At 67.8% G+C, this 22,298-nt stretch carries 17 protein-coding genes; 13 read left to right on the forward strand and 4 right to left on the reverse strand.

What is annotated here, in order from left to right; genetic code table 11:
* Positions 1-7: 7 nt before the first annotated feature.
* The 5 genes from APZ15_RS27420 (at position 8) to APZ15_RS27440 (ending at position 6,598) form a co-directional block, all read left to right on the forward strand.
* Complete coding sequence (locus APZ15_RS27420) at positions 8-958, forward strand: glycosyltransferase family 2 protein (RefSeq protein ID WP_027789742.1); 951 nt, start codon at positions 8-10, stop codon at positions 956-958.
* An 8-nt stretch (positions 959-966) separates the two neighbouring features.
* Complete coding sequence (locus APZ15_RS27425) at positions 967-2,835, forward strand: efflux transporter outer membrane subunit (RefSeq protein ID WP_027789741.1); 1,869 nt, start codon at positions 967-969, stop codon at positions 2,833-2,835.
* Positions 2,835-4,013, forward strand: a complete 1,179-nt coding sequence (locus tag APZ15_RS27430) for an HlyD/EmrA/EmrK family protein (RefSeq protein WP_027789740.1) — start codon at positions 2,835-2,837, stop codon at positions 4,011-4,013. The genes APZ15_RS27425 and APZ15_RS27430 overlap by 1 nt, the downstream gene beginning before the upstream one ends.
* A gap of 254 nt (positions 4,014-4,267) precedes the next feature.
* Positions 4,268-5,464, forward strand: coding sequence for a formaldehyde dehydrogenase, glutathione-independent (gene fdhA, locus APZ15_RS27435; protein ID WP_027789739.1), 1,197 nt, complete (start codon positions 4,268-4,270; stop codon positions 5,462-5,464).
* 219 nt (positions 5,465-5,683) lie between these two features.
* The gene (locus APZ15_RS27440; protein ID WP_027789738.1) at positions 5,684-6,598 is read left to right on the forward strand and encodes a LysR substrate-binding domain-containing protein; all 915 of its coding nucleotides are present in this window, start codon (positions 5,684-5,686) and stop codon (positions 6,596-6,598) included.
* Here the strand turns inward: APZ15_RS27440 and APZ15_RS27445 are convergent.
* From APZ15_RS27445 to APZ15_RS27455, 3 genes are all read right to left on the reverse strand, one after another.
* On the reverse strand, positions 6,587-7,474 hold the full coding sequence (locus APZ15_RS27445; RefSeq protein WP_027789737.1) for a DMT family transporter: 888 nt from the start codon (positions 7,472-7,474) through the stop codon (positions 6,587-6,589). The genes APZ15_RS27440 and APZ15_RS27445 overlap by 12 nt on opposite strands.
* A gap of 170 nt (positions 7,475-7,644) precedes the next feature.
* Complete coding sequence (locus APZ15_RS27450) at positions 7,645-8,415, reverse strand: hypothetical protein (protein ID WP_027789736.1); 771 nt, start codon at positions 8,413-8,415, stop codon at positions 7,645-7,647.
* A 264-nt stretch (positions 8,416-8,679) separates the two neighbouring features.
* Entirely contained in the window at positions 8,680-10,101 is a 1,422-nt protein-coding gene (locus APZ15_RS27455; protein WP_027789735.1) for an aminotransferase-like domain-containing protein, read from the reverse strand.
* A 270-nt stretch (positions 10,102-10,371) separates the two neighbouring features.
* Between APZ15_RS27455 and APZ15_RS27460 the strand changes: the two genes are divergently transcribed.
* Positions 10,372-11,784, forward strand: a complete 1,413-nt coding sequence (locus APZ15_RS27460) for a discoidin domain-containing protein (protein WP_027789734.1) — start codon at positions 10,372-10,374, stop codon at positions 11,782-11,784.
* Positions 11,785-11,843: 59 nt separating this feature from the next.
* On the opposite strand, the gene APZ15_RS27465 is transcribed toward APZ15_RS27460, so the two are convergent.
* Positions 11,844-12,869, reverse strand: a complete 1,026-nt coding sequence (locus APZ15_RS27465) for a GlxA family transcriptional regulator (RefSeq protein WP_027789733.1) — start codon at positions 12,867-12,869, stop codon at positions 11,844-11,846.
* A gap of 445 nt (positions 12,870-13,314) precedes the next feature.
* Here APZ15_RS27465 and APZ15_RS27470 point away from each other — a divergent pair, with 445 nt between their 5' ends.
* From APZ15_RS27470 to APZ15_RS27500, 7 genes are all read left to right on the forward strand, one after another.
* Positions 13,315-14,589, forward strand: coding sequence for a serine hydroxymethyltransferase (locus APZ15_RS27470; RefSeq protein ID WP_027789732.1), 1,275 nt, complete (start codon positions 13,315-13,317; stop codon positions 14,587-14,589).
* Positions 14,590-14,620: 31 nt separating this feature from the next.
* Positions 14,621-15,592 carry a dipeptidase gene (locus APZ15_RS27475; RefSeq protein ID WP_027789731.1) on the forward strand — a complete coding sequence of 324 codons (972 nt, stop codon included), beginning with the start codon at positions 14,621-14,623 and terminating at the stop codon, positions 15,590-15,592.
* Positions 15,593-15,734: 142 nt separating this feature from the next.
* Entirely contained in the window at positions 15,735-16,268 is a 534-nt protein-coding gene (locus APZ15_RS27480) for a DUF5943 domain-containing protein (RefSeq protein ID WP_027789730.1), read from the forward strand.
* A gap of 60 nt (positions 16,269-16,328) precedes the next feature.
* Positions 16,329-18,392, forward strand: coding sequence for an NADH:flavin oxidoreductase (locus tag APZ15_RS27485; protein WP_021160633.1), 2,064 nt, complete (start codon positions 16,329-16,331; stop codon positions 18,390-18,392).
* A 3-nt stretch (positions 18,393-18,395) separates the two neighbouring features.
* Positions 18,396-20,321, forward strand: coding sequence for a (Fe-S)-binding protein (locus tag APZ15_RS27490; protein WP_027789729.1), 1,926 nt, complete (start codon positions 18,396-18,398; stop codon positions 20,319-20,321).
* Positions 20,322-20,325: 4 nt separating this feature from the next.
* On the forward strand, positions 20,326-21,495 hold the full coding sequence (locus APZ15_RS27495) for an electron transfer flavoprotein subunit alpha/FixB family protein (RefSeq protein WP_027789728.1): 1,170 nt from the start codon (positions 20,326-20,328) through the stop codon (positions 21,493-21,495).
* Positions 21,492-22,277 (forward strand): electron transfer flavoprotein subunit beta/FixA family protein, encoded by a 786-nt coding sequence (locus tag APZ15_RS27500; protein ID WP_027789727.1) that lies wholly within the window; start codon positions 21,492-21,494, stop codon positions 22,275-22,277. The genes APZ15_RS27495 and APZ15_RS27500 overlap by 4 nt, the downstream gene beginning before the upstream one ends.
* Positions 22,278-22,298: the final 21 nt, after the last annotated feature.

Here is a 22,298-nt window from a genome sequence, read left to right on the forward strand (position 1 = left end):
GAGGAACATGACGACACTCGGCGCACTCGTGATCCTGTATCACCCGAGCGACGCGCAGCTCGACGCGCTCGGCACCTGGCGGCACGCGTGCGATGCGCTGCTCGTCGTCGACAACACGCCGCAGCCCGATGCGCGGGCCCGCGAGCTGTGCGCGCGCGAGGGCATCGCGCTGCTGCATCACGGCAATCGCGGCGGCATTGCCGGCGCGTACAACGCGGGCCTCGCGACGCTGTTTCGCGACCGCGTCGATGCCGTCGCGCTGTTCGACCAGGATTCGTCCGTGCCCGCCGCGTATTTCCCCGCGATGCGCGACGTCTGCGCCGGGCTCGCGGGGCGCGCGTTCCTGGCCGGCCCGCGCATTTTCGACGAGAACGCGCGCAGTTTCCTGCCCGAACTCTCGACCAACGGGATCGGGCTGCGCCGCTTGCGCATCGAGCCGGGCGCGCCGCTGCAGCGTTGCGCGTTCCTGATCTCGTCGGGCTGCGTCGTGTCGCGCGATGCGTTCGACGTGCTCGGCCGCTTCGACGAGACGCTGTTCATCGATCATGTCGACACCGAGTACAGCTTTCGCGCACTGGCGCGCAACGTGCCGCTCTATGTCGTGCCGTCGCTGGTGCTGCCGCACCGGATCGGCGCGAAGCAGCGTCACGCGATCGGCCCGTTCGAAATGACGTCGATGAATCACTCGTGGCAACGGCGCTACTACAGCGCACGCAATGCGGTGCAGCTCGGGATGCAGTACGGGCTGCGCTTTCCGGTGGCGATCGTGCCGAACCTGCTGACCGTGTGGCAGGTCGCGCAGATCGCGCTCGTCGAACGCGACAAGCGCGCGAAGCTCGCCGGCATCCTGTTCGGCATCGCGGACGGCCTGTTCGGCCGGCTCGGCCCGCTCGAGCGCACGCGGCCGCGGCTGGCCGAGCGGGCGCGGCGCGTCGAGCGGCGCATTCAGCAGGGATGAGGAGCGAGATGCGGCGTGTGAAACAAGCAGCGGGTTGGGCGCATCGCATGAAGGGCGGCACGGTGATCGTTGCCGCGGCGATGTCGCTGGCACTGGGCGGATGCGTGCCGACGGGCTTCCTGCCGTCGCTGTCGTTGCACGCGCCGGCCGACGATGCGCTCGCGCAGACGGCCGGCCCCGGCGTGAACGGCGCGTGGCCCGCGCCCGACTGGGTGAAGCAGTTGCAGGATCCGCAGCTCGACGCGCTGGTCGCCGAGGCATCGCAGAACAACCCCGACCTGCAGGTTGCGCAGGCGCGGCTGCGGATCGCGCAGGCGCAGCTTCAGCAGTTCGATTCGTTGACGGGGCTGACGGGCACGGCCGGCGCAACGGTCAGCCGCGCGCGGATGCCGAAGCCGGGCGACGACGTCGCCAACGTGTCGGTCGGCGGCTATCGCGTGCCGGTCGAGATCTTCGGCGACCCGAACGTATCGCCGTCGTCGGTGTTCGTCGGGCTCAACTACCAGCTCGACCTGTGGGGCAAGAACCGCGCGGCGACGAAGAGCCTGATGTCGCTGCGTGAAGCGGCGCGGGTCGAGGCCGAGCAGGTGCGGCTCACGCTGGCGGTCGCGATCGTCACCGTGTACTGCCAGCTCGACCAGGCCTATGCGATGCAGGAACTGCTGCAGCAGAAGCTGAAGGTGAGCCAGCGCGTGACGACCGTGCTGCGCGAGCGCACCGCGCGCGGGCTCGACAACGCATACGACGCGAGCGATGCCGCGATCAAGCGCAGCAAGCTGCTCGCGCAGATCGCGCAGAACGACGAGCAGATCAAGCTCGCGCAACTGCAGCTCGGCGTGCTGTCGGGCCGCGGCCCGGAGCGCGGGCTCGCGCTGCAGCGGCCGCGCGTCGGCGCATTTGCCGGCGGCGCGCTGCCCGCGCGGCTGCCGGCCGGTCTCCTCGGCCGCCGGCCCGACATCGTCGCCGCGCGGTTGCGCGTCGAAGCCGCGTTCGCGAATGCCGATTCGACGCGTGCGCAGTTCTATCCGGACGTGAACCTCGTCGCGCTCGGCGGCGTGTTCGCGCTGACGCCCGCGTCGCTGTTCTCGCGCGACGCGCTCGCCGGTTCCGTCGGCCCGGCGATCTCGCTGCCGGTCTTCGATCGCGGCCGGCTGAAGGCGAAGCTCGGTGCGGACGTCGCGCAGGCCGACGTGGCGATCGGGCTGTACAACAAGACCGTCGACGACGCGCTCGGGCAGGTCGCGCAGCTCGTCACGTCGCTGCAGACATCGCAGACGCTCGTCGCGCAGCAGCAGGATGCGGTCGCGGCCGCGCAAAAGATCGTGCAGATCGCGACCGACCGCCACCGGCGCGGCGTGCTGATGCAGAAGGACGTGGATGTCGCGGATCTCACGCTGATCGACGAGCGCGCGCAGTTGATCGCGCTGCTCGGCCGGCAGCGCACGCTGCGTGTCGGGCTGGTCGGTGCGTTGGGCGGCGGATTCGATGCGGGCGCGACGGTCGCGCAGGCGCCGGCCGCGCATCGGGCGCGTAGCGGGGCGGCGAAGCGAGGTGCGTCGACCGTCGCACCCGCCGCGCCCGCGATGGCGGCTGCGACCGCCACGACCGCATCCGCCGCGAACGCGAGCACATCGGTGGCGGGGCCGTCCGCCGATGCGCGTGCGCGGAGCGTGTCCGTCCCGCAGGTCGTCGCTGCATCGGATACCGGGGCCGCACGACGCGACGACGCGGCACGCACGCCGGCCGTCGGCGCGACGCCTCGCGGCACCCCCGTTCCCGCGCGCACGGCGGCCGCGACTCCGGCGCCGAGCCTGTCGGTCATGCCGCCGATCCCCCTGTTCCAGCACGATCGTCTGATCGTCACGCAAAGCGACTGATGCACCACGACAACCTACATACCGCCGCGCCGCCGGCCGCACTGAACGATCCTGCACTCGACGCGCGCCGCAAGCGCTTCATCGTGTTCTTCGCGATCGTGCTGGTGGCCGCGCTTGCATGGATCGCATACTGGTTGCTGAGCGATCGCTATTACGAAGACACCGACGACGCGTACGTGGCCGGCAGCATCGTCCAGGTCGCCGCGCAGATCCCGGGATCGGTGACCGACGTCGTGGTCGCCGATACGCAGGCCGTGCGCGCCGGCCAGACGCTCGTGAAGCTCGACGACACCGAGGCGTCCGTCGCGTTCGCGCAGGCGAAGGCGCAGCTCGCACAGGCCGTGCGGCAGGTCGCGAACGCGAAGATCTCGAACACGATGTACGTCGAGGCCGTAAACGCACGGCGCGCCGACCTGTCGCTCGCGCAGCGCGCGTTTGCCGCGCGCTCCGGCGCATCGGTCGAGATCGTCGCACCCGAGGAACTCGCGCGTGCACGGGCGGCGGTCGCCGGTGCGCAGGCGAATCTCGCGGCCGCGCAGGCGCAGCTCGACGCGGCGCGCGCGCTCGGCACCAGGCTGCCCGTCGACGAAAACCCGGCCGTCGTGCAGGCGGCCGCGCAGTTCAAGCTCGCGTACCGGAACCTGAAGCGCACGACGATCGTCGCGCCCGTCGACGGCACGATCGGGCAGCGTTCGGTGCAGGTCGGCCAGCAGGTCGGGCCCGGCGTGCCGCTGATGTCGATCGTGCAGCTCAACCGGCTGTGGATCGAGGCGAATTTCAAGGAAGGGCAGATCCGCCACATGCGCATCGGGCAGCCGGTCGAGGTCGTGTCGGATCTCTACGGCTCGCGCGTGACCTATCGCGGCCGTGTGCAGGGCTTCTCGGCGGGGACGGGCAGCGCGTTCTCGATGCTGCCGTCGCAGAACGCGGCCGGCAACTGGATCAAGGTCGTGCAGCGCGTGCCGGTCGTCATTGCGCTCGAGCCGCGCGATCTCGCCGCGCATCCGCTGCGCGTCGGGCTGTCGATGCGCGCAACGGTCGACACGCACGACCGCAACGGCCACGCGCTCGACAGCGAGCCGCCGACGCCGGCCGTCAGCACGCGCGTGCACGACGGGGTGGCGAGCGACGCGGAAGCGGCGGCGGCCGCGATCATTCGCGAGAATCAGGGCGGGTAGCGCCTGCCCGGGAGAGGGGCGGCCGATCGCGACGACCGGCCCGCCCCCGCGCGTCACGCCGTCCGCGAAACCTTTCCATCGTTTCCCGCCCGACTTTCGCATTTCCGCCATCGATGTCGGCGCCGTTCAAACGCGTGTCGCGTTTGAGACATCGGCGCCCCTGCCTCCGGGACTACTCTCGAACAGCACGTTGCGCGTGCGCCGGATGGCGCCGGCGCGCCGCGGCGCCACCAACGAGACATGGAGACAATACGATGAGCAGCAATCGAGGTGTCGTCTATCTTGGACCGGGCCAGGTCGAAGTCCAGAAAATCGATTATCCGAAGATGGTCGATCCGAGCGGCCGCGCGATCGGCCACGGTGTGATCCTGAAAGTGGTCAGCACGAACATCTGCGGTTCCGACCAGCACATGGTGCGCGGCCGCACGACCGCGCCGGTCGGCCTCGTGCTCGGTCACGAAATCACGGGCGAGGTGGTCGAGATCGGCCGCGACGTCGAGACACTGAAGCTCGGCGATCTCGTGTCGGTGCCGTTCAACGTCGCTTGCGGCCGCTGCGCGATGTGCAAGGACACGCATACGGGCGTGTGCCTGAACGTGAATCCGTCGCGTGCCGGCGGCGCCTATGGCTACGTCGACATGGGCGGCTGGATCGGCGGCCAGGCCGAGTACGTGCTCGTGCCGTATGCCGATTTCAACCTGTTGAAATTCCCCGACCGCGACCAGGCGATGGCGAAGATCCGCGACCTGACCTGCCTGTCCGACATTCTGCCGACCGGCTATCACGGCGCTGTGAGCGCGGGCGTGAAGCCGGGCTCGACGGTCTATATCGCGGGCGCGGGCCCGGTCGGGATGGCGGCGGCCGCATCGGCACGCCTGCTCGGCGCGGCCGTGACGATCGTCGGCGACATGAACGCGGAACGCCTCGCGCACGCGAAGGCGATGGGTTTCGAGACGGTCGACCTGTCGAAGGACGCGTCGCTCGGCGAGCAGATCGAGCAGATTCTCGGTGTCCCCGAGATCGACTGCGCGGTCGACTGCGTCGGCTTCGAGGCGCACGGCCACGGCTCGTCGGGCCACGCGGAAGAGGCACCGGCCACGGTGCTGAACTCGCTGATGGAAATCACGCGGCCGGCCGGTGCGATCGGCATCCCGGGCCTGTACGTGACGGACGATCCGGGCGCGAAGGACAAGGCCGCGCAGCACGGCAGCCTGAGCATCCGCTTCGGCCTCGGCTGGGCGAAGTCGCACTCGTTCTTCACGGGCCAGACGCCGGTGCTGAAGTACAACCGCAACCTGATGCAGGCGATCCTGTTCGACCGTCTGCCGATCGCGAAGATCGTCAACGTCGAAGTGATTTCGCTCGACCAGGCGCCGGAAGGCTACAAGAAGTTCGACGGCGGCGCGCCGCGCAAATTCGTCATCGACCCGCACGGGTTGCTGGCGGCGTGATGCGCTAGCGTTCGACGCGCGCAGCGCGTCACGCGAAACGGGCGGCACCGGAAACGGGTCGCCCGTTTTTGCCGAGGAAGCACGGGGAAGAGCAGGCCGCGCGCAGGTATCGCGCGGGCCGGAACGCCTGCGCACCGCCGATCCCGGCCGCACGGAATTGCTGCGATAATCGTCGCCCGTTCCCGACTCCATCGCGGCCGCCCGGCGCCGAATCCACGAATGGCCAAGTCACTTCCCCTCGCCGCGTTGCACACGTTCGTCGAAGTGGCGCGCTGCGCCAGCATGAAGCAGGCGGCCGACCAGCTCTGCATTTCGCCGGGCGCCGTCAGCCAGCACGTCCGCAATCTCGAGGATCGCCTTGCCGTGCGCCTGTTCGAGCGCACCGGCCGCGAGCTCGAGCTGACCGGCACGGGTCGCGCGCTGTTCGATCAGCTCGCCGGCGGCTTCAACGAGATCGAGGCCGCGTGGGCGAACGTGCACGGTGCCAATCGGCGCATCGTCCGCCTCGCCGTGACGACCACCGCCTCCTTCGCGAACACGTGGCTCGTGCAGCGCCTCGGCGCGTTCAATGCCGCATACCCCGAAATCGAAATCACCGTCGAAACACGCGCGCAACTGGTCGACCTGCGTCGCGACTATGTCGACGTCGCGATCCGGCACGGGTTGGGCCATTATCCCGGGCATGCATCGTTCCGCATCTGGACACCTGAGCTGTGGCCCGTCTGCAGCCCGCGACTGCTCGATCCCGCGCGCCCGATCGCCACGCCGGCCGACTGCCTGTCGTATCCGCTGCTGCAGGACGCGGACCGCGCCGACTGGGCGCTGTGGCTGCGCGCGCAGGGAATCGAGGATGCCCGTGCGCCGCGCGGCGCGAGCTTCAGCGAGGATGCGCTGCTGATCAAGGCGGCGGTCGCCGGGCAGGGCATGGCGCTGGTGCGCGACATCTACGCGCGGGACGAAGTCGCGGCCGGCCGGCTGGTGCGCGTGCTCGCGCGGCCCTGGCCGACCGAACTGTCCTATTACGTCGTGTGCAGCGAAGCGCGCCGGCACGAGTGGAAGATCGCCGCGTTCCGCGACTGGCTCACGAGCGAGATCGGCGGTGGCGACGACGGCACGCGCGATCTACTGGCGTGACCCGCGCACGGCGGCGGCCGCGAACCCCTTGAGCTTGCCGGTCGCGAGCGCGGTGCCGAGCAGGATGATCGCGCACCCGGCGACCGTCTGCACGGTGATCGTCTCGTGCAGGAAGATCGCGCCCCATACGACACCGAAGATCGGGATCAGGAACGTGACCGACGCCGCATATTGCGCGCCCGCATTGCGGATCAGCCCGAAATACAGCAGGTAGGCGACGGCCGTGCAGATCGCGCCGAGCAGCACCACCGCGATCCACGCGGACGCGTGAACGGGGCCGTGCGGCCACATCGGCAGCGCGAGCGGCACGAGCGCGACCGCCGCGAACAACTGGCTGCCGAACGCCGACACGAACGGCCTGACATTCGCCAGCTTGCGCTTCGAGTAATGCGCGGCGAACCCGTACGACAGCGTCGCGAGCATCGCGGCGGCGATCGCGCGCGGTGCGCCGGGCGTGCCGGCGCCGACCGCGGAGCCGGCGAGCACGACGACACCGGCAAAGCCCAGCGCGAGGCCGATCGCCTGGGGTTTCGTCAGCGGTATACGCAGCCATGCGAATGCGACGATCGCGGTCCACAACGGTGTCGTCGCATTCAGGATCGAATCGGTGCCGGCCGTCACGAACAGCGCCGCGTAGGTCAGCAGGCAGAACGGCAGCGCCGAGTTCGTGATGCCGACGACGAACAGCGGCACGACGTGCGAGCGGAATTCCTGTCGCGCCTGCGCGTTGCGCAGCACCGGCGACAACAGCACGGCCGCGATCGCGACGCGCAGCGCGATCAGCGGGACCACGCCGAATTCCGGTGCACCCATGCGCATGAACAGGAAGGACGCGCCCCAGATGGCAGCAAGGGTCACGAGCTGTAGTGCATTCATCGACGACTCCGTTCGGTGGATCGGGTGAGTAGCCGGAACGCGATACGCGCCGGCGCGGGCGAATGACCCATTGAACGTCACGCATGCGTCGCGGCGCAAACGAGGTTTTGCGAGGGGCGGTTTAGAAAAATGAATCGACGCAAGCGCGCGCACGGACGGCGCGTGCGCGCTCAGTGGCCGCGATAGAGCTGGGCGAGTTGCGTATTGCTGGCGGTGGTGGTGCGTCGCGCCCGCGCGGTGTGTGCGGTATGCGCGCTCACTCGGTGGAATGTGCGGGCGCGATGCGCGGCATTGCGACCGGCTTTCAGGTCGGCGACCCGAACCGTGGTGGCGGCACGCGGCCGATCGGGTGCACGGATGGCCGGCGCGGCGCGCGCGACTGTGGTCTGTCCGGCGGCTTCGCCGACATTCGGGCTGCGCTGTCGCGCGGCCGCCGCCTGGGTTCCATCAGTCGAATGAAACGGATAGGCGGGCGCCGGCAGGACCGGCAGCACGGGATCGTTCGGCACGTACGCACCCGCATCGCTCGCCGTCGCGCCCGATATGTTCGAGCCGCGACAGACCGGATCGGCATTGCACGTCCGGTCGACCATCACGTAGCCGCCGACCAGCAGCACGAGCGTCAGGATGCTCAGGATCGGCGCGCTCGATGCGCGCGGCCGCCGGAACGCCGCGTTGCGAAGCGTCCGCGCGACGCGCGACGACCACGTATCGAAGCGCTGCACCGCGTGCATGGTGTGCGCGTCGTCCGGCGTGCGGCGAACCGGATCGAACGGCCAGTTCCACTGGCCGCAAACGGGGCAGTGCTCGAGCGCGCGGAAGGCCACGAAGCCGCATTCCCTGCAGCGGCAGCCGGCAGTGCGCCGCGCGTCGGCTCGCGCGTTCAGGATCGCGCGCCAGTCGTCGCGTGCGCGGAACGTCCGATTGGGCAGGACTCGCATCGCCGGAAGCGGGCAGGCGCCGTCAACGAGGCGAACGTTCGCCGGTCGACATGATGCTTTCCTGCAAGGCAACCGATCGGCCCGTGCCGGAATCCGGCGGCGCGTGCATCGTCGACGGTCGTGCACATGCGGTGCTCATGGGATTCTCCGTGACGTCGGGTGAGCGGAGCACGTTCTTCCGCGGTTACCTTCCGCTTCATTCTTGGTCGCCTGCGTGTGAAACGCAATGCGCAAAAAGGAGCATCGCGACGTGCACGTTTCGTGCTAACCGTCCTGCCGCTGCCGGGCCGCGAGCGTCCCGATGGTCTCCATCGCGTGCTCGACGGCCGGTGTCCACGGCCGGCCGTAATTGAGCCGAAGATAGCGGCGGAATCCGCCGGTTGCGGAAAAGATCGGCCCCGGCGCGATGCTGACGCCGTTTTCCATCGCATCGTCGAACAGGTGCATCGCATCGACGCGCGGCGGCAGTTCGATCCACAGGAAATACCCGCCGTGCGGCGCGAACACTTCGGTGCCGTCCGGGAAATACGTCTGCACGGCCGCCAGCATCTGCGCCTGGTGCGCGGCGAGATTGCGGCGCAGCTTGCGCAGGAAGCGGTCGTACGCACCGTCGCGCAGGTAGTTCGAAATCGCCATCTGCGCGGGCACGTCGGCCGCCGGCGCGCTCGCGCCTCTTGCCTGACGGATCTGCCGCACGTAGCGTCCGGCCGCGACCCAGCCGATCCGGAACCCGGGCGCGAGGCATTTCGAGAACGAACCGCAATGCAGGACGAGCCCGCTGTCGTCATACAGTTTGGCCGGGCGCGTGGGTGCCGTTCCGAAATGCAGCTCGCCATAGACGTCATCCTCGATCAGCGGCACGCCGCGCGCGGTGAGCAGGTCGATCAGCTCGCGCTTGCGCTCGTCGGTCAGCGTCGCGCCGGTCGGGTTGTGGAACGACGTCATGAACCAGCATGCCCGCACCGGATGCGTATCGAGCGCCGTTTCGAGCGCATCGAGATCGAGGCCGGTGCGCGGATCGACCGGAATCTCGACGGCCTTCAGGTGCAGGCGCTGCACGGCCTCGAGGGCCGCGTGGAATGCCGGTCGCTCGATCGCGACGATATCGCCCGGGCGGGTCAGTGCCTGCAGGCTGAGCGTCAGCGCGTCGAGCGCGCCGGTCGTGATGACGATCTCGTCCATCGGCAACGCCGCGCCTGCGTTCAGGTAGCGCAGCGCGATCTGGCGGCGCAGCGTGTCGTAGCCGGGCGGCAAGCCGGACAGTAGCGCCGTGCGATCCATGTTGCGGGCCGCCGACGCCATCGCGCGCCACAGGCTGCTCATCGGAAACAGGGAATAACTGGCGAAGGCCGAGCCGAGCGGAACGATCTCGTCGCGTTTGAGCGAGTCGAGCAGGCGGAACAGCACATCGTCGTCGCCGGTTGGTTCGGCGGCCGGCTTGCGCGGCGGATCGTGGGCGAACCGCACGCGCTTGTCTTCGAGGTTCGCAACGAAATAACCGGATCGGGCCCGCGCGACGATCAGACCCTCGCCTTCGAGCGCGTAGTACGCGCGAAACACGGTGGACGGGCTCACGCCATACACGCGGCAGGCCATGCGCACGGTGGGGATGCGCGCACCGGGCGGCAGGTCGCCGCGGTGGATTGCGTCGGCGATCGTTCGTGCGAGCACAGCGTATCGCTTCATGCCAGCCCTCCGCCCGATCGGGGCCTTGCCGAAAAAAGAGTAGCACGGCACCCGTCGCGTGCAAGCGCGCCCCCAATTGCTGATCCGCATGTTTTTGCCGGGCTCTGATTCTTTTCTTTCGTCTGACAAGCCGGCATGCTCTCGAGCAATCTGCGTTCCCGATGTCCGACCGACCGGAATCGACGCTGCCCGACGGCGGATTCCAGGCCCGCGCACATCCTGCGCGGGACCTTTTCTGCGGCGTCACAACCTTGCCCGGAATCATTCAGCGTGAAATTGAAGACTCTCGTCGCCGGCCTCGTGGCCGGCATCGCCCTCAACCTGTCGAGCGGCATCGCAACGGCCGCCTGCATCAGCAATCCCGCCGCCCAGCCGAACGCGACGTTCCCCGCCGCACTGACCGGCAAGCTCGTCTACCACAGCTACGTGAAGTACGGCGACGGCACGAGCCAGCTGTTCCTCTACGACTTCTCGGCCCATACGCTGACGCAACTGAGCAAGAGCACGTGGGGTATCACCGATCCGATGAACGGCGTGTTCAGCCCCGACGGCAAGTGGCTCGCGTTCATGGGCATCAGCAACGGCGCATGGAACGTGTTCATGCTGCAACTCGGCGCCGGTACGCCGCCCGTCAACCTGACGAACAGCACGGGCGCCACGCGCAACGAGGATCCGAAGTTCAGCGCCGACGGCAAGACGCTCGTGTTCAAGCAGAACGGCGACGTCAAGCAGGCGACGCTGTCGTACACGAGCGCGGGCCCGGTGTTTACGTCGGTCGTGAGCCTGACGAACGCGCCGGCCGGCGCCGAGTATTCGATGCCGTATCTCGCGCCCGATTCGAGCGCCGTGTACTACGCGACGGGCACCGGCGCGAACATGGGGCTGATGAAGCGCACGCTCGCGACCGGCGCGACCGCGACGTTCGACAATCCGGCCGGGCTGCAGACGTACTACCCGATCGTGCGTGCGGACGGCATGGTGTTCTACGCGCGCTGGAAAGACAGCGGCCAGGCCGACCAGATCTATACGAAGACCGCGGACCCGGCGTCGACGCCGAACGCGTTGCCGATCAACGACTGCGTGAGCAACAACTCGGATCCGGCACCGGTGAACGGCACGAACTACGTGTTCTTCTCGTCGACGACGGCGGGCGGTTATCAGCTCTACGTCGGTGACGTGACGACCGGCCAGCGCTGGAGCCTGTCGCCATTCGGCGTGAATGCCGACACGACGAAGGCCAAGCTCGGGGCGAGCTATTACGGCGGCCCGGCCGCCGCGCAGCCGGTGCTGCTGTCGCAGGGGCATCCGGCCGCTGCGTCGGCGAGCTACAACGCGTCGCTCACGCCGGACAAGGCGTTCGACGGCAACACCACGGGCACGCGCTGGGATTCGCCGGAAGGCGCCGGTGTCGGTTCGCAATGGATCTCCGTGGATCTCGGCGCGGTGAAGCGCATCGATCACGTCGATCTGTACTGGGATGCGGGCGCGCTCGCTTATCAGATCCAGACGTCGAACGACAACGCCAACTGGACGACGATCTATTCGACGAGCAACGGCGGTTCATATACCCACGTCACGCTGCCGAATCTCAACGGCAGCGGTCGTTACGTGCGGATGCTCGGCACGAAGCGCGCGACGCAGTGGGGATACTCGCTCTACGAAATGCAGGTGTGGGGATCGTAAGCGCAAAAGAAAAAACGGCCTTCGAGGCCGTTTTTTTCATGCGTCGATCATAGCGACGCTCACGCATGCAGCACATGCGCCGGGAAGGCGGGGCCGGCGCTCGCCGCGCCTTGCGCGAGCGGCGCGACCTGCTTGCGGCGCTCCCTTGTCGGCGCGACGCCGAACGCGTCGCGATAGCTCTTGCTGAAATGGCACGCCGACTGGAACCCGCACGCCATCGTGATGTGCATGATCGACATGTCGGTCTGCAGCAGCAGTTCGCGCGCGCGGCGCAGCCGCAGCGTCAGGTAGTAGTGCGTCGGCGTCATGCCGAGGTGTTCGCGGAACAGGCGCTGCAGTTGCCGCTGCGACATGTTCGCGAGCCGCGCGAGCTCCTCGCGCGACAGCGGCTCCTCGATGTTGTTCTCCATCAGCGAGATCACTTCGAACAGCGACTTGTTCGCCGAGCCGAGGCGCGCGACGAGCGGCATGCGTTGCTGCGCGCTCGTGTCGCGCACGTGTTCGACGATGAACTGCTCGGCGATCTGCGTGACGCGCGCGGTGCCCACGCGCGCGGCGATCAGGTTCAGCATCATGTCGAGCGGCGCGACGCCGCCCGTGCACGTGATGCGGTCGCGGTCGATCACGAACAGTTCCTTCAGGAAGCGCGTATCCGGAAACTCCTCCTTCAGCGCCGACATGTTCTCCCAGTGGATCGCGCATGCGTAGCCCGCGAGCAGCCCCGACTTCGCGAGCGCATAGGTGCCCGTGCACAGGCTGCCGAGCGGGATGCCCGCGCGTGCGAAGCGGCGCAGCGTCGACAGATGAGCGGGCGTGGTCGCGCGTTGCACGTCGACGCCGCCGCACACGAACACGATGTCGGGCTGCCCCACGCATTCGGCCGGTCCCGTATCGACCGTCAGGCCGTTGCTCGCGGTGACCGGGCCGCCTTCCGGGCTGATGACCGACCAGCGGTAGAGCGGCTGGCCGCTCAGGTAGTTCGCCATCCGAAGCACCTCGATCGCATTGGTGAACGCGATCATCGTGAAATTCGGTAACGGCATGAACGCGAAGTGGGACAGCGACGCTGTGCGGTCGGGGGACATGGGGAGCTTCCTGAAATCTCTAATAGCTATAGGCCCGGGGCACGGATCGGGCTGCGGTATTGTGTGAGCCAGCGCAACAAGCGTGCCATACGGCTAAACCCTAGCTCCATACGTTGTATGGCTGAAAGCCGCATGCTGCACTGCACCGTATTCGTGAGGCAGTGCACCCCGACCGGGCGGCAATCGCACCGCCGGCGTGCCTGTTCACAGGTGAACCGCCGACGGCGATTTGCTTGGTCATCCGAAAAAGCACGACCGGTCACTTGTATAAAACGGACGCGGATGGCGGAAAAGGCAAAGAACGCGTCTAAATTCATCAATCCGCCGAAAATCCGAACGACAAGAATAGAGCCGTCGGCAGCCTTGTACGGGACGAGCGGGAAACCCAGGCAGGGCGGGCCTTGAGCTTCGGTTTCAGCCCCTTATTCTTCGTCACGGACGCACTATGTCGAACACCCAGCCTTTCTTCTCGCAGTCCCTTGCCGAGCGCGACGCGCCGGTGCGCAGCGCCATCCTGAAGGAACTCGAGCGTCAGCAGTCGCAGGTCGAGCTGATCGCGTCGGAAAACATCGTGTCGCGTGCCGTGCTCGAGGCGCAGGGCTCGGTGCTGACCAACAAGTACGCGGAAGGCTATCCCGGCAAGCGCTACTACGGTGGCTGCGAGTTCGCGGACGAAGTCGAGGCGCTGGCGATCGAGCGCGTCAAGAAGATCTTCAATGCCGGTTATGCGAACGTGCAGCCGCACTCGGGCGCGCAGGCGAACGGTTCGGTCATGCTCGCGCTGGCCAAGCCGGGTGACACGGTGCTCGGCATGTCGCTGGATGCCGGCGGCCACCTGACGCACGGCGCGAAGCCGGCGCTGTCGGGCAAGTGGTTCAACGCGGTCCAGTACGGCGTGAACCGCGACACGATGCTGATCGACTACGACCAGGTCGAAGCGCTCGCACACGAACACAAGCCGAACCTGATCATCGCCGGCTTCTCGGCATACCCGCGCGCGCTCGACTTCGCGCGCTTCCGCGCGATCGCCGACAGCGTCGGCGCGAAGCTGATGGTCGACATGGCGCACATCGCCGGCGTGATCGCCGCGGGCCGCCACGCGAACCCGGTCGAGCATGCGCACGTCGTCACGTCGACCACCCACAAGACGCTGCGCGGCCCGCGCGGCGGCTTCGTGCTGACCAACGACGAGGACATCGCGAAGAAGATCAACTCGGCCGTGTTCCCCGGCCTGCAGGGCGGCCCGCTGATGCACGTGATCGCCGGCAAGGCGGTGGCGTTCGGCGAAGTGCTGCATGCGGACTTCAAGACCTACATCGACAACGTGCTCGCGAACGCCCAGGCGCTCGGCGAAGTGCTGAAGGCGGGCGGCGTCGATCTCGTCACCGGCGGCACCGACAACCACCTGCTGCTGGTCGACCTGCGCCCGAAGGGCCTGAAGGGTGCGCCGGTCGAACAGGCGCTGGAGCGCGCGGGCATCACCTGCAACAAGAACGGCATTCCGTTCGACACCGAGAAGCCGACCGTCACGTCGGGCATCCGCCTCGGCACGCCGGCCGGCACGACGCGCGGCTTCGGCGTCGCGGAGTTCCGCGAGGTGGGCCGCCTGATCCTGGAAGTGTTCGACGCGCTGCGCGCGAACCCGGAAGGCGACCACGCCACCGAACAGCGCGTGCGCCGCGAGATCTTCGCGTTGTGCGAACGCTTCCCGATCTACTGATCCGACCGACCCGACAATACTGGAGCCACTCATGGGCACGCTGCATCAAGACAGCATCATCATCGACGGTCTGAACATCTCGAAGTTCGAGAAGCCGGTGTTCGAAGACATGCGCCGCGGCGGCATCACGGCCGCGAACTGCACGGTGTCGGTCTGGGAGAACTTCACGAAGACCGTCGACAACATCGGCGTGATGAAGAAGAAGATCCGCGACAACAGCGAGCTGCTGACGCTGGTGCGCACGACGGAAGACATCTTCCGCGCGAAGAAGGAAGACAAGACCGGCGTGATCCTCGGCTTCCAGAACGCGCATGCGTTCGAGGACAACATCGGCTACATCGAGGCGTTCGCCGACATGGGCGTGCGCGTCGTGCAGCTCTGCTACAACACGCAGAACCTGGTCGGCACCGGCTGCTACGAGCGTGACGGCGGCCTGTCGGACTTCGGCCGCGAAGTGATCACCGAGATGAACCGCGTCGGCATCATGGTCGACCTGTCGCATGTGGGCGGCAACACGTCGTCGGAAGCGATCGCCTTCTCGAAGAAGCCGGTGTGCTATTCGCACTGCCTGCCGTCGGGCCTGAAGGAGCATCCGCGCAACAAGAGCGACGAACAGCTGAAGGAGATCGCCGACGCGGGCGGCTTCGTCGGCGTGACGATGTTCGCGCCGTTCCTGAAGCGCGGGATCGAGGCGAACATCGACGACTACATCGAGGCGATCGACTACGTCGTGAACCTGATCGGCGAGGACGCGGTCGGCATCGGCACGGATTTCACGCAGGACTACGCGAAGGAATTCTTCGACATGCTGACGCATGACAAGGGCCGTTATCGCCAGCTGACGAACTTCGGCAAGGTGATCAACCCCGACGGCATCCGCACGATCGGCGAATTCCCGAACCTGACTGCCGCGATGGAACGCCACGGCTGGAAGGAGTCGCGCATCCGCAAGATCATGGGCGAGAACTGGGTGCGCGTGTTCAAGGACGTGTGGGGCGCGTAAGCGCCGCGAACGCCGGACCGCCTCACCCGCAGCGATTCAACAACAAAAATCGGGACGTGCCCGCGCAAGCCGCGCGGGCACGCGGACGATGTCGCGCCCGCGCATTGAGCCGCGCGACCCATTTCCTCACGGAGTCACCACGATGCAACCGCAACTGCCGATCAACGTCGATCCCGATACCGGCGTCTGGACCACCGACGCGCTGCCGATGCTGTACGTGCCGCGTCACTTCTTCACGAACAACCACGTCGCGGTCGAGGAAGCGCTCGGCGTCGAAGCGTATGCCGAGATCCTCTACAAGGCCGGCTACAAGTCCGCTTACCACTGGTGCGACAAGGAAGCGAAGCTGCACGGCCTGACCGGCATGGCCGTGTTCGAGCACTACCTGAAGCGCCTGTCGCAGCGCGGCTGGGGCCTGTTCTCGATCATCGAGGCCGATCCGGCCGGCGCGCGCGCGAAGATCGAGCTGCGCCACTCGTCGTTCGTGCTCCAGCAGCCGGGCAAGGAAGGCAAGCTCTGCTACATGTTCGCGGGCTGGTTCGCCGGCGCGATGGACTGGGTCAACGACACGACGCCGGAAGGCAAGGGCGCACCGCGTGCGCAATCGAAGGAAGTGCAGTGCGCGGCCGAGCATCACGACCACTGCATCTTCGAAGTGTCGCCGATCGCGCACTGATTCAACGCTACAGAACAACACCCGCAACACGAGACATTCGAACGCCAGAGGTCGCCAGCGATGCGTTATCCCCACCTGTTCAAACCCATGCAGCTGAACCAGCTGACGCTGCGCAACCGGATCGTCAGCACCGCGCATGCGGAGGTGTATGCCGAGCCGGGCGGCCTGCCGGGCGACCGCTATATCCGCTACTACGAAGAGAAGGCGAAGGGTGGCGTCGGCCTCGCGATCTGCGGCGGGTCGAGCCCGGTGTCGATCGACAGCCCGCAGGGCTGGTGGAAATCGGTGAACCTGTCGACCGACAAGATCATCGATCCGCTCACGCGTCTTGCCGACACGATGCACAAGCACGGCGCGAAGATCATGATCCAGGCGACGCACATGGGCCGCCGCTCGTCGTTCCACGGCGAGCACTGGCCGCACCTGATGTCGCCGTCGGGCGTGCGCGAACCCGTGCACCGCGGTAACGCGAAGATCATCGAGATCGAGGAAATCCGCCGCATCATCGGCGATTTCGCGGCGGCCGCGAAGCGCGTGAAGGCGGCCGGCATGGACGGCATCGAAATCTCGGCCGCCCACCAGCACCTGATCGACCAGTTCTGGAGCAAGCGTTCGAACCACCGCACCGACGAATGGGGCGGCAGCCTGGAAAACCGCTTGCGCTTCGGCATCGAAGTGCTGACGGCCGTGCGCGAGGCGGTCGGCAAGGATTTCTGCGTCGGCCTGCGCATGTGCGGCGACGAATTCCACGAGGACGGCCTCGATCACGAAGCGCTGAAGGAAATCGCGCAGGCGATGTCGGAGACGGGCCTGATCGACTACCTGAGCGTGGTCGGCTCGGGCGGCGATACGCACAACACGATCGCCAACTGCATGCCGCCGATGGCACTGCCGCCGGAGCCGTTCGTGCACCTCGCGGCCGGCATCAAGTCGGTCGTGAAGATTCCGGTGATGCATGCGCAGAGCATCCGCGACGCGGGCCAGGCCGAGCGCCTGCTCGCGACCGGCATGATCGACCTGGTCGGCATGACGCGCGCGCAGATCGCCGATCCGCACATGGTGATCAAGATCCGCGACGGCCGCGAAGACGAAATCAAGCAGTGCGTCGGCGCGAACTACTGCATCGACCGCCAGTACAACGGCCTCGACGTGCTGTGTATTCAAAACGCCGCGACGTCGCGCGAAGCGACGATGCCGCACATCATCGAGAAGTCGCGCGGCCCGAAGCGCAAGGTCGTGGTGGTCGGCGCGGGCCCGGCGGGCCTCGAGGCGGCGCGTGTCGCGAAGCTGCGCGGCCACGACGTGGTGCTGTTCGAGAAGAACGCCGAAGTGGGCGGCCAGGTGATGATCGCCGCGAAGGCGCCGCAGCGCGAACAGATGTCGGGGATCATCCGCTGGTTCGACATGGAAACGAAGCGCCTCGGCGTCGATCGCCGCCTCGGCGTGGCCGCCGACGAGAAGATGATCATGGCCGAGAAGCCGGACATCGTCGTGCTCGCGACGGGCGGGTCGAGCTTCACGTGGCAGGTGCCGGGCTGGGGCGTGGCCGAGGGCCTCGCCGTCAGCTCGTGGGACATCCTGACCGGCAAGGTCGAGCCGAAGCAGAACGTGCTGCTGTTCGACGGCGTGAGCACGCATGCCGGCGCGGGCGTGGCCGACTTCATGGCGAGCCGCGGCTCGAAGGTCGAGGTCGTGACGCCGGACGTGAAGGTCGCCGACGATTGCGGCGGTACGACGTTCCCGATCTTCTATCGCCGCCTGTATGCGTTCGGTGTGATCCCGACGCCGAACACGATGCTCGATCGCGTCTATGAAGAGGACGGCAAGCTGATCGCCGTGCTGCGCAACGAGTACACGGAAGAACTCGAAGAGCGCGCCGTCGACCAGGTGGTGATCGAGAACGGTTCGTCGCCGAACGACGAGCTGTACTGGAAGCTCAAGCCGGAATCGGTGAACCGCGGCCAGATCGATCCGCACACGCTGTTCGCGGCCGAGCCGCAGCCGTGCCTGTCGGAAGAACTCGGCAACGGCCGTTTCCTGCTGTTCCGTGTCGGCGACTGCATCTCGATGCACAACGTCCACGGTGCGATCTACGACTCGCTGCGTCTCGTGAAGGATTTCTAAAAGATGAACCCGTCCTTCCTCATTACCGCCCTGTTGTGGCTGTCGGTGGCGGGGCTCGCGTTCGCGGTCGCGAAGCGTTCGTCCTACTGGCGGCTCGGCCGCGCCACGGCGCCCGGCGCATTCGGTGTCGCGAACCTGTTCGCGATCCCGAAGCGTTATTTCGTCGACCTGCACCACGTGGTCGCCCGCGATCCGTACATCGCGAAGACCCACGTCGCGACGGCCGGCGGCGCGATCGGCGCGCTCGCGCTGGTGTTCATCAACTATGGCCTCGCGATCTACTCGCCGTGGCTCGACAAGCTGATCTTCCTTGCGGCGCTCGCGATGCTGGTCGGTGCGGTGTTCGTGTGGCGCCGGCGCGCGGCGAAGGACGTGCCCGCACGGTTGTCGAAAGGCCCGTGGAATACGCTGCCCTGGCTGCTCGGCTCGTTCGCGCTCGGCCTCGTGCTGTTCATGCTGGTGCCGACCGGTGCGATGTCGGGCGCGTTCGCGGTGCTCTGCGCGCTGCTGATCGGCGTCGGCGCGTTCACGATGACGGTCGGCGCCGCGAAGGGCGGCCCGATGAAGCATGCGATCGCCGGCCTGCTGCACCTTGCCTTCCACCCGCGCCAGGAGCGCTTCGCGGCCACCCGTGAATCGTTCACGGGCAACGGCACGGCCACGCCGCCGACCGCGCTGAAGCTGCCGGACATCGAGCATCAGGAGTACGGCGTCGAGAAGCCGGTCGAATTCCGCTGGAACCAGCTGCTGAGCTTCGACGCGTGCGTGCAGTGCGGCAAGTGCGAAGCCGCGTGCCCCGCATTCGCGTCGGGCCAGCCGCTGAACCCGAAGAAGCTGATCCAGGATCTCGTCGTCGGGATGGCGGGCGGCACCGATGCGGCATACGCGGGCAGTCCTTCGCCGGGCCTCGCGGTCGGCCAGCATCGCGGCGAGCCGAACGGCCCGATCGTGTCCGGCCTGATCGAAGAGCAGACGCTGTGGTCGTGTACGACCTGCCGCGCATGCGTGCAGGAATGCCCGATGCTGATCGAACACGTCGACGCGATCGTCGACATGCGCCGCAACCGCACGCTGGTGCACGGCACGGTGCCCGGCAAGGGCCAGGAAGTGCTCGCGAACCTGCGCGAGACGGGCACGATGGGCGGCTACGACACGGCCGCGCGCTACGACTGGTCGGTCGACCTGAGCGCGCCCGTCGCGCAGCCCGGCAAGCCGGTCGACGTGCTGTTCGTCGCGGGTGAGGGCGCGTTCGACATGCGCTACCAGCGCACGCTGCGCGCGTTCGTCAAGGTGCTGAACAAGGCGGGCGTCGACTACGCGGTGCTCGGCTCGACCGAAACCGATACGGGCGACGTCGCACGCCGCCTCGGCGACGAAGCGACGTTCCAGCAGATGGCGAAGCGCCTGATCGGCACGCTCGGCACGCTGTCGTACAAGCAGATCGTGACGGCCGACCCGCACGTGATGCACAGCCTGCGCAACGAATACCGCGCGCTCGGGCTGCGCGTGACGGTCAAGCATCACACGACGTATCTCGCCGAACTGGCCGACAGCGGCAAGATCGCGCCGAAGGCCGTCGAAGCATTGAGCGAGAAGCGCACCACGTATCACGACCCGTGCTACCTCGGCCGCTACAACGGCGAGACGGAAGCGCCGCGCAAGCTGCTGAAGACGATCGGCATCCAGGTCGTCGAGATGGAGCGCAACGGCATGCGCGGCCGCTGCTGCGGCGGTGGCGGCGGTGCGCCGCTGACCGACATCCCCGGCAAGCAGCGCATTCCCGACATCCGCATCGCCGACGCGCGCACGATCGGCGCAGACGTGGTCGCGGTTGCATGCCCGAACTGCACGGCGATGCTCGAAGGCGTCGTGGGCCCGCGCCCCGACGTGCTCGACGTGGCCGAACTCGTCGCCGCCTCGCTGGAGTGAATCGATGAACACGATCAAACGAATCGATCCGCGCCGGCCGTTCATCATCACGGCCGCGGGCCTGAAGCGCATCACGCTCGGCGAGGAAGGCAGCGCCGATGCGAGCGCCGCGCACTGGTCGGCGCACGGTCACGGCGCAGCGGCCGCGAAGCCGCGCCGTGCGGTACAGGACCCGAAGCACGTGATGCTGGTGGTGGCGCACGGTGAGCGCGGCGCGCTCGACGATCATTCGCGGCAGGCGATCGCCGCCGCCGCATTGCTCGCCGATGCGCAGACCGAAGTCGCGCTGCTCGCGTTCGGCGAACTGAAGGACGACGTGGCCGAACTGGGCGTCGACAAGCTGCTCGAGTTGACCGGCTTCGATCGCCGCACGTTCGATCCCGAAAGCGAACTGCAAGCATTGCAGGCCTGTGTGGCCGCGCTCGCGGCGAAACACGTGTTCGTGCCCGACAACGCGACGGGCGACGGCGATCTCGGCCGGCGCTACGCGGCGGCCGCCGGCGCGAGCGTCGCGACCCATGTCGTCGAGATCGACGCGAAGCATGTCGGCGCGTATGCGCAGGCCGGGCGCGCCTTTGCCACCCGTGCGCTGCCCGACGTGATCCTGCTCGCGCAGAACGCGGTCGACGCGAAGCTGCCGTTCGTCGGCGCGGGCGAGCGTCTCGCCGCCGACTTCATCCACTCGGCCCATGACGCCGCGCAGCCGTATCGCGATCTCGGCCTCGATGAAATCGACGCGGCCCAGGTCGCGCTCGAGGAAGCCGATTTCATCGTGTCGGCCGGCAACGGCGTATCCGACATCGGCGCGTTCGAGCGGCTGGCCGGCGTGTTCGGTGCGGCGATCGGCGCGAGCCGCGTCGCGGTCGACAACGGTCACTTCACGCGTGACAAGCAGGTCGGCGCGACCGGCAAGACGGTCGAGGCGAGCGTGTACATCGCGTTCGGCATCTCGGGCGCGGTGCAGCACCTGCAGGGGATCAAGGACTGCCGCCACGTGATCGCGGTGAACCTCGACGGCAGCGCGCCGATCGCGAAACGCGCGAACCTGACGGTGGTGGGCGATGCGCAGGCGACGATCGCCGCGCTGATCGAGCAGGTGCAGGCCGCGCGCGCCGCGCGTGGAGAATCGCCGGCCGCGGTCGGCACCCGTGAACCGGAAGGAGTCGCCGCATGAACGCCCCCCGCCCCTTGCAACGCATCGCGGTGCTCGTGTCCGTCGGCCGTCATCCGGTCAGCGGTGTCGCGCGCTACAGCCGCAACGACGCGGCCGCGCTTGAAACCGGCCGCCAGCTCGCGGAGCGGCATCGCGCGAAGCTCGACGTGATCCATGCTGGCGATCCCGCGAACGCGGCGCTTGCCGAATATCTCGCGCTCGGCGCACGGGAGGTCGAGGTGCTGGCCTGCCGCGACGGCGACGATGCCGTCCACGCGCTCGCCGCGCGTATCGACGGCTACAACCTCGTGCTGACCGGCACGCGCGCCGAGGGCGCGTACGACACCGGCATGCTGCCGTATCGCATCGCCGCGGCGCTCGGCTATCCGCTGGTCGGCTCGGCCGTCGACGTGACGGTCGAAGGCGGCCGTGCGGCGGTCCGGCAATTTTTGCCGAAAGGGCTGCGGCGCCGCGTGGACACGGCGCTGCCGGCCGTCGTCGCCGTCCACCCGCTCGCAAATGCCGAGCCGCGCTATGCGTATGCGCGGCTGCGCGCCGGGGCGATCCGGCCCGCGCTCGCGGCGCCCGGCGCGGACGCCGACGCGGCCGCGTGGACGGTCGGCCCGGTCGAGCGTAAACCCGTAAAGCTGGTCGCCGCCGAGAAGCGCTCCGGGCATGCCCGGATGCTGTCCGCGACGACGACCGAAAGCCGTGGCGGCAACGTCGTAAATGAAGGGAGTTCGGTCGAAAAAGCACAAGTGATCCTCGCGTATTTGCGCGAGCATCAGCTCATCGACTACTGATTTTGATGCCTGTCGGCAAGA

The organism is Burkholderia cepacia ATCC 25416 (genome assembly GCF_001411495.1).
GTDB lineage: Bacteria > Pseudomonadota > Gammaproteobacteria > Burkholderiales > Burkholderiaceae > Burkholderia > Burkholderia cepacia.

Excerpts from the sequence above, each read along its gene's own strand:
- APZ15_RS27420 (WP_027789742.1), top strand. The coding sequence starts at position 8 with ATGACGACACTCGGCGCACTCGTGATCCTGTATCACCCGAGCGACGCG.
- APZ15_RS27425 (WP_027789741.1), top strand. The coding sequence starts at position 967 with ATGCGGCGTGTGAAACAAGCAGCGGGTTGGGCGCATCGCATGAAGGGC.
- APZ15_RS27430 (WP_027789740.1), top strand. The coding sequence starts at position 2,835 with ATGCACCACGACAACCTACATACCGCCGCGCCGCCGGCCGCACTGAAC.
- fdhA (WP_027789739.1), top strand. The coding sequence starts at position 4,268 with ATGAGCAGCAATCGAGGTGTCGTCTATCTTGGACCGGGCCAGGTCGAA.
- APZ15_RS27440 (WP_027789738.1), top strand. The coding sequence starts at position 5,684 with ATGGCCAAGTCACTTCCCCTCGCCGCGTTGCACACGTTCGTCGAAGTG.
- APZ15_RS27445 (WP_027789737.1), bottom strand. The coding sequence starts at position 7,474 with ATGAATGCACTACAGCTCGTGACCCTTGCTGCCATCTGGGGCGCGTCC.
- APZ15_RS27450 (WP_027789736.1), bottom strand. The coding sequence starts at position 8,415 with ATGCGAGTCCTGCCCAATCGGACGTTCCGCGCACGCGACGACTGGCGC.
- APZ15_RS27455 (WP_027789735.1), bottom strand. The coding sequence starts at position 10,101 with ATGAAGCGATACGCTGTGCTCGCACGAACGATCGCCGACGCAATCCAC.
- APZ15_RS27465 (WP_027789733.1), bottom strand. The coding sequence starts at position 12,869 with ATGTCCCCCGACCGCACAGCGTCGCTGTCCCACTTCGCGTTCATGCCG.
- APZ15_RS27470 (WP_027789732.1), top strand. The coding sequence starts at position 13,315 with ATGTCGAACACCCAGCCTTTCTTCTCGCAGTCCCTTGCCGAGCGCGAC.
- APZ15_RS27475 (WP_027789731.1), top strand. The coding sequence starts at position 14,621 with ATGGGCACGCTGCATCAAGACAGCATCATCATCGACGGTCTGAACATC.
- APZ15_RS27480 (WP_027789730.1), top strand. The coding sequence starts at position 15,735 with ATGCAACCGCAACTGCCGATCAACGTCGATCCCGATACCGGCGTCTGG.
- APZ15_RS27485 (WP_021160633.1), top strand. The coding sequence starts at position 16,329 with ATGCGTTATCCCCACCTGTTCAAACCCATGCAGCTGAACCAGCTGACG.
- APZ15_RS27490 (WP_027789729.1), top strand. The coding sequence starts at position 18,396 with ATGAACCCGTCCTTCCTCATTACCGCCCTGTTGTGGCTGTCGGTGGCG.
- APZ15_RS27495 (WP_027789728.1), top strand. The coding sequence starts at position 20,326 with ATGAACACGATCAAACGAATCGATCCGCGCCGGCCGTTCATCATCACG.
- APZ15_RS27500 (WP_027789727.1), top strand. The coding sequence starts at position 21,492 with ATGAACGCCCCCCGCCCCTTGCAACGCATCGCGGTGCTCGTGTCCGTC.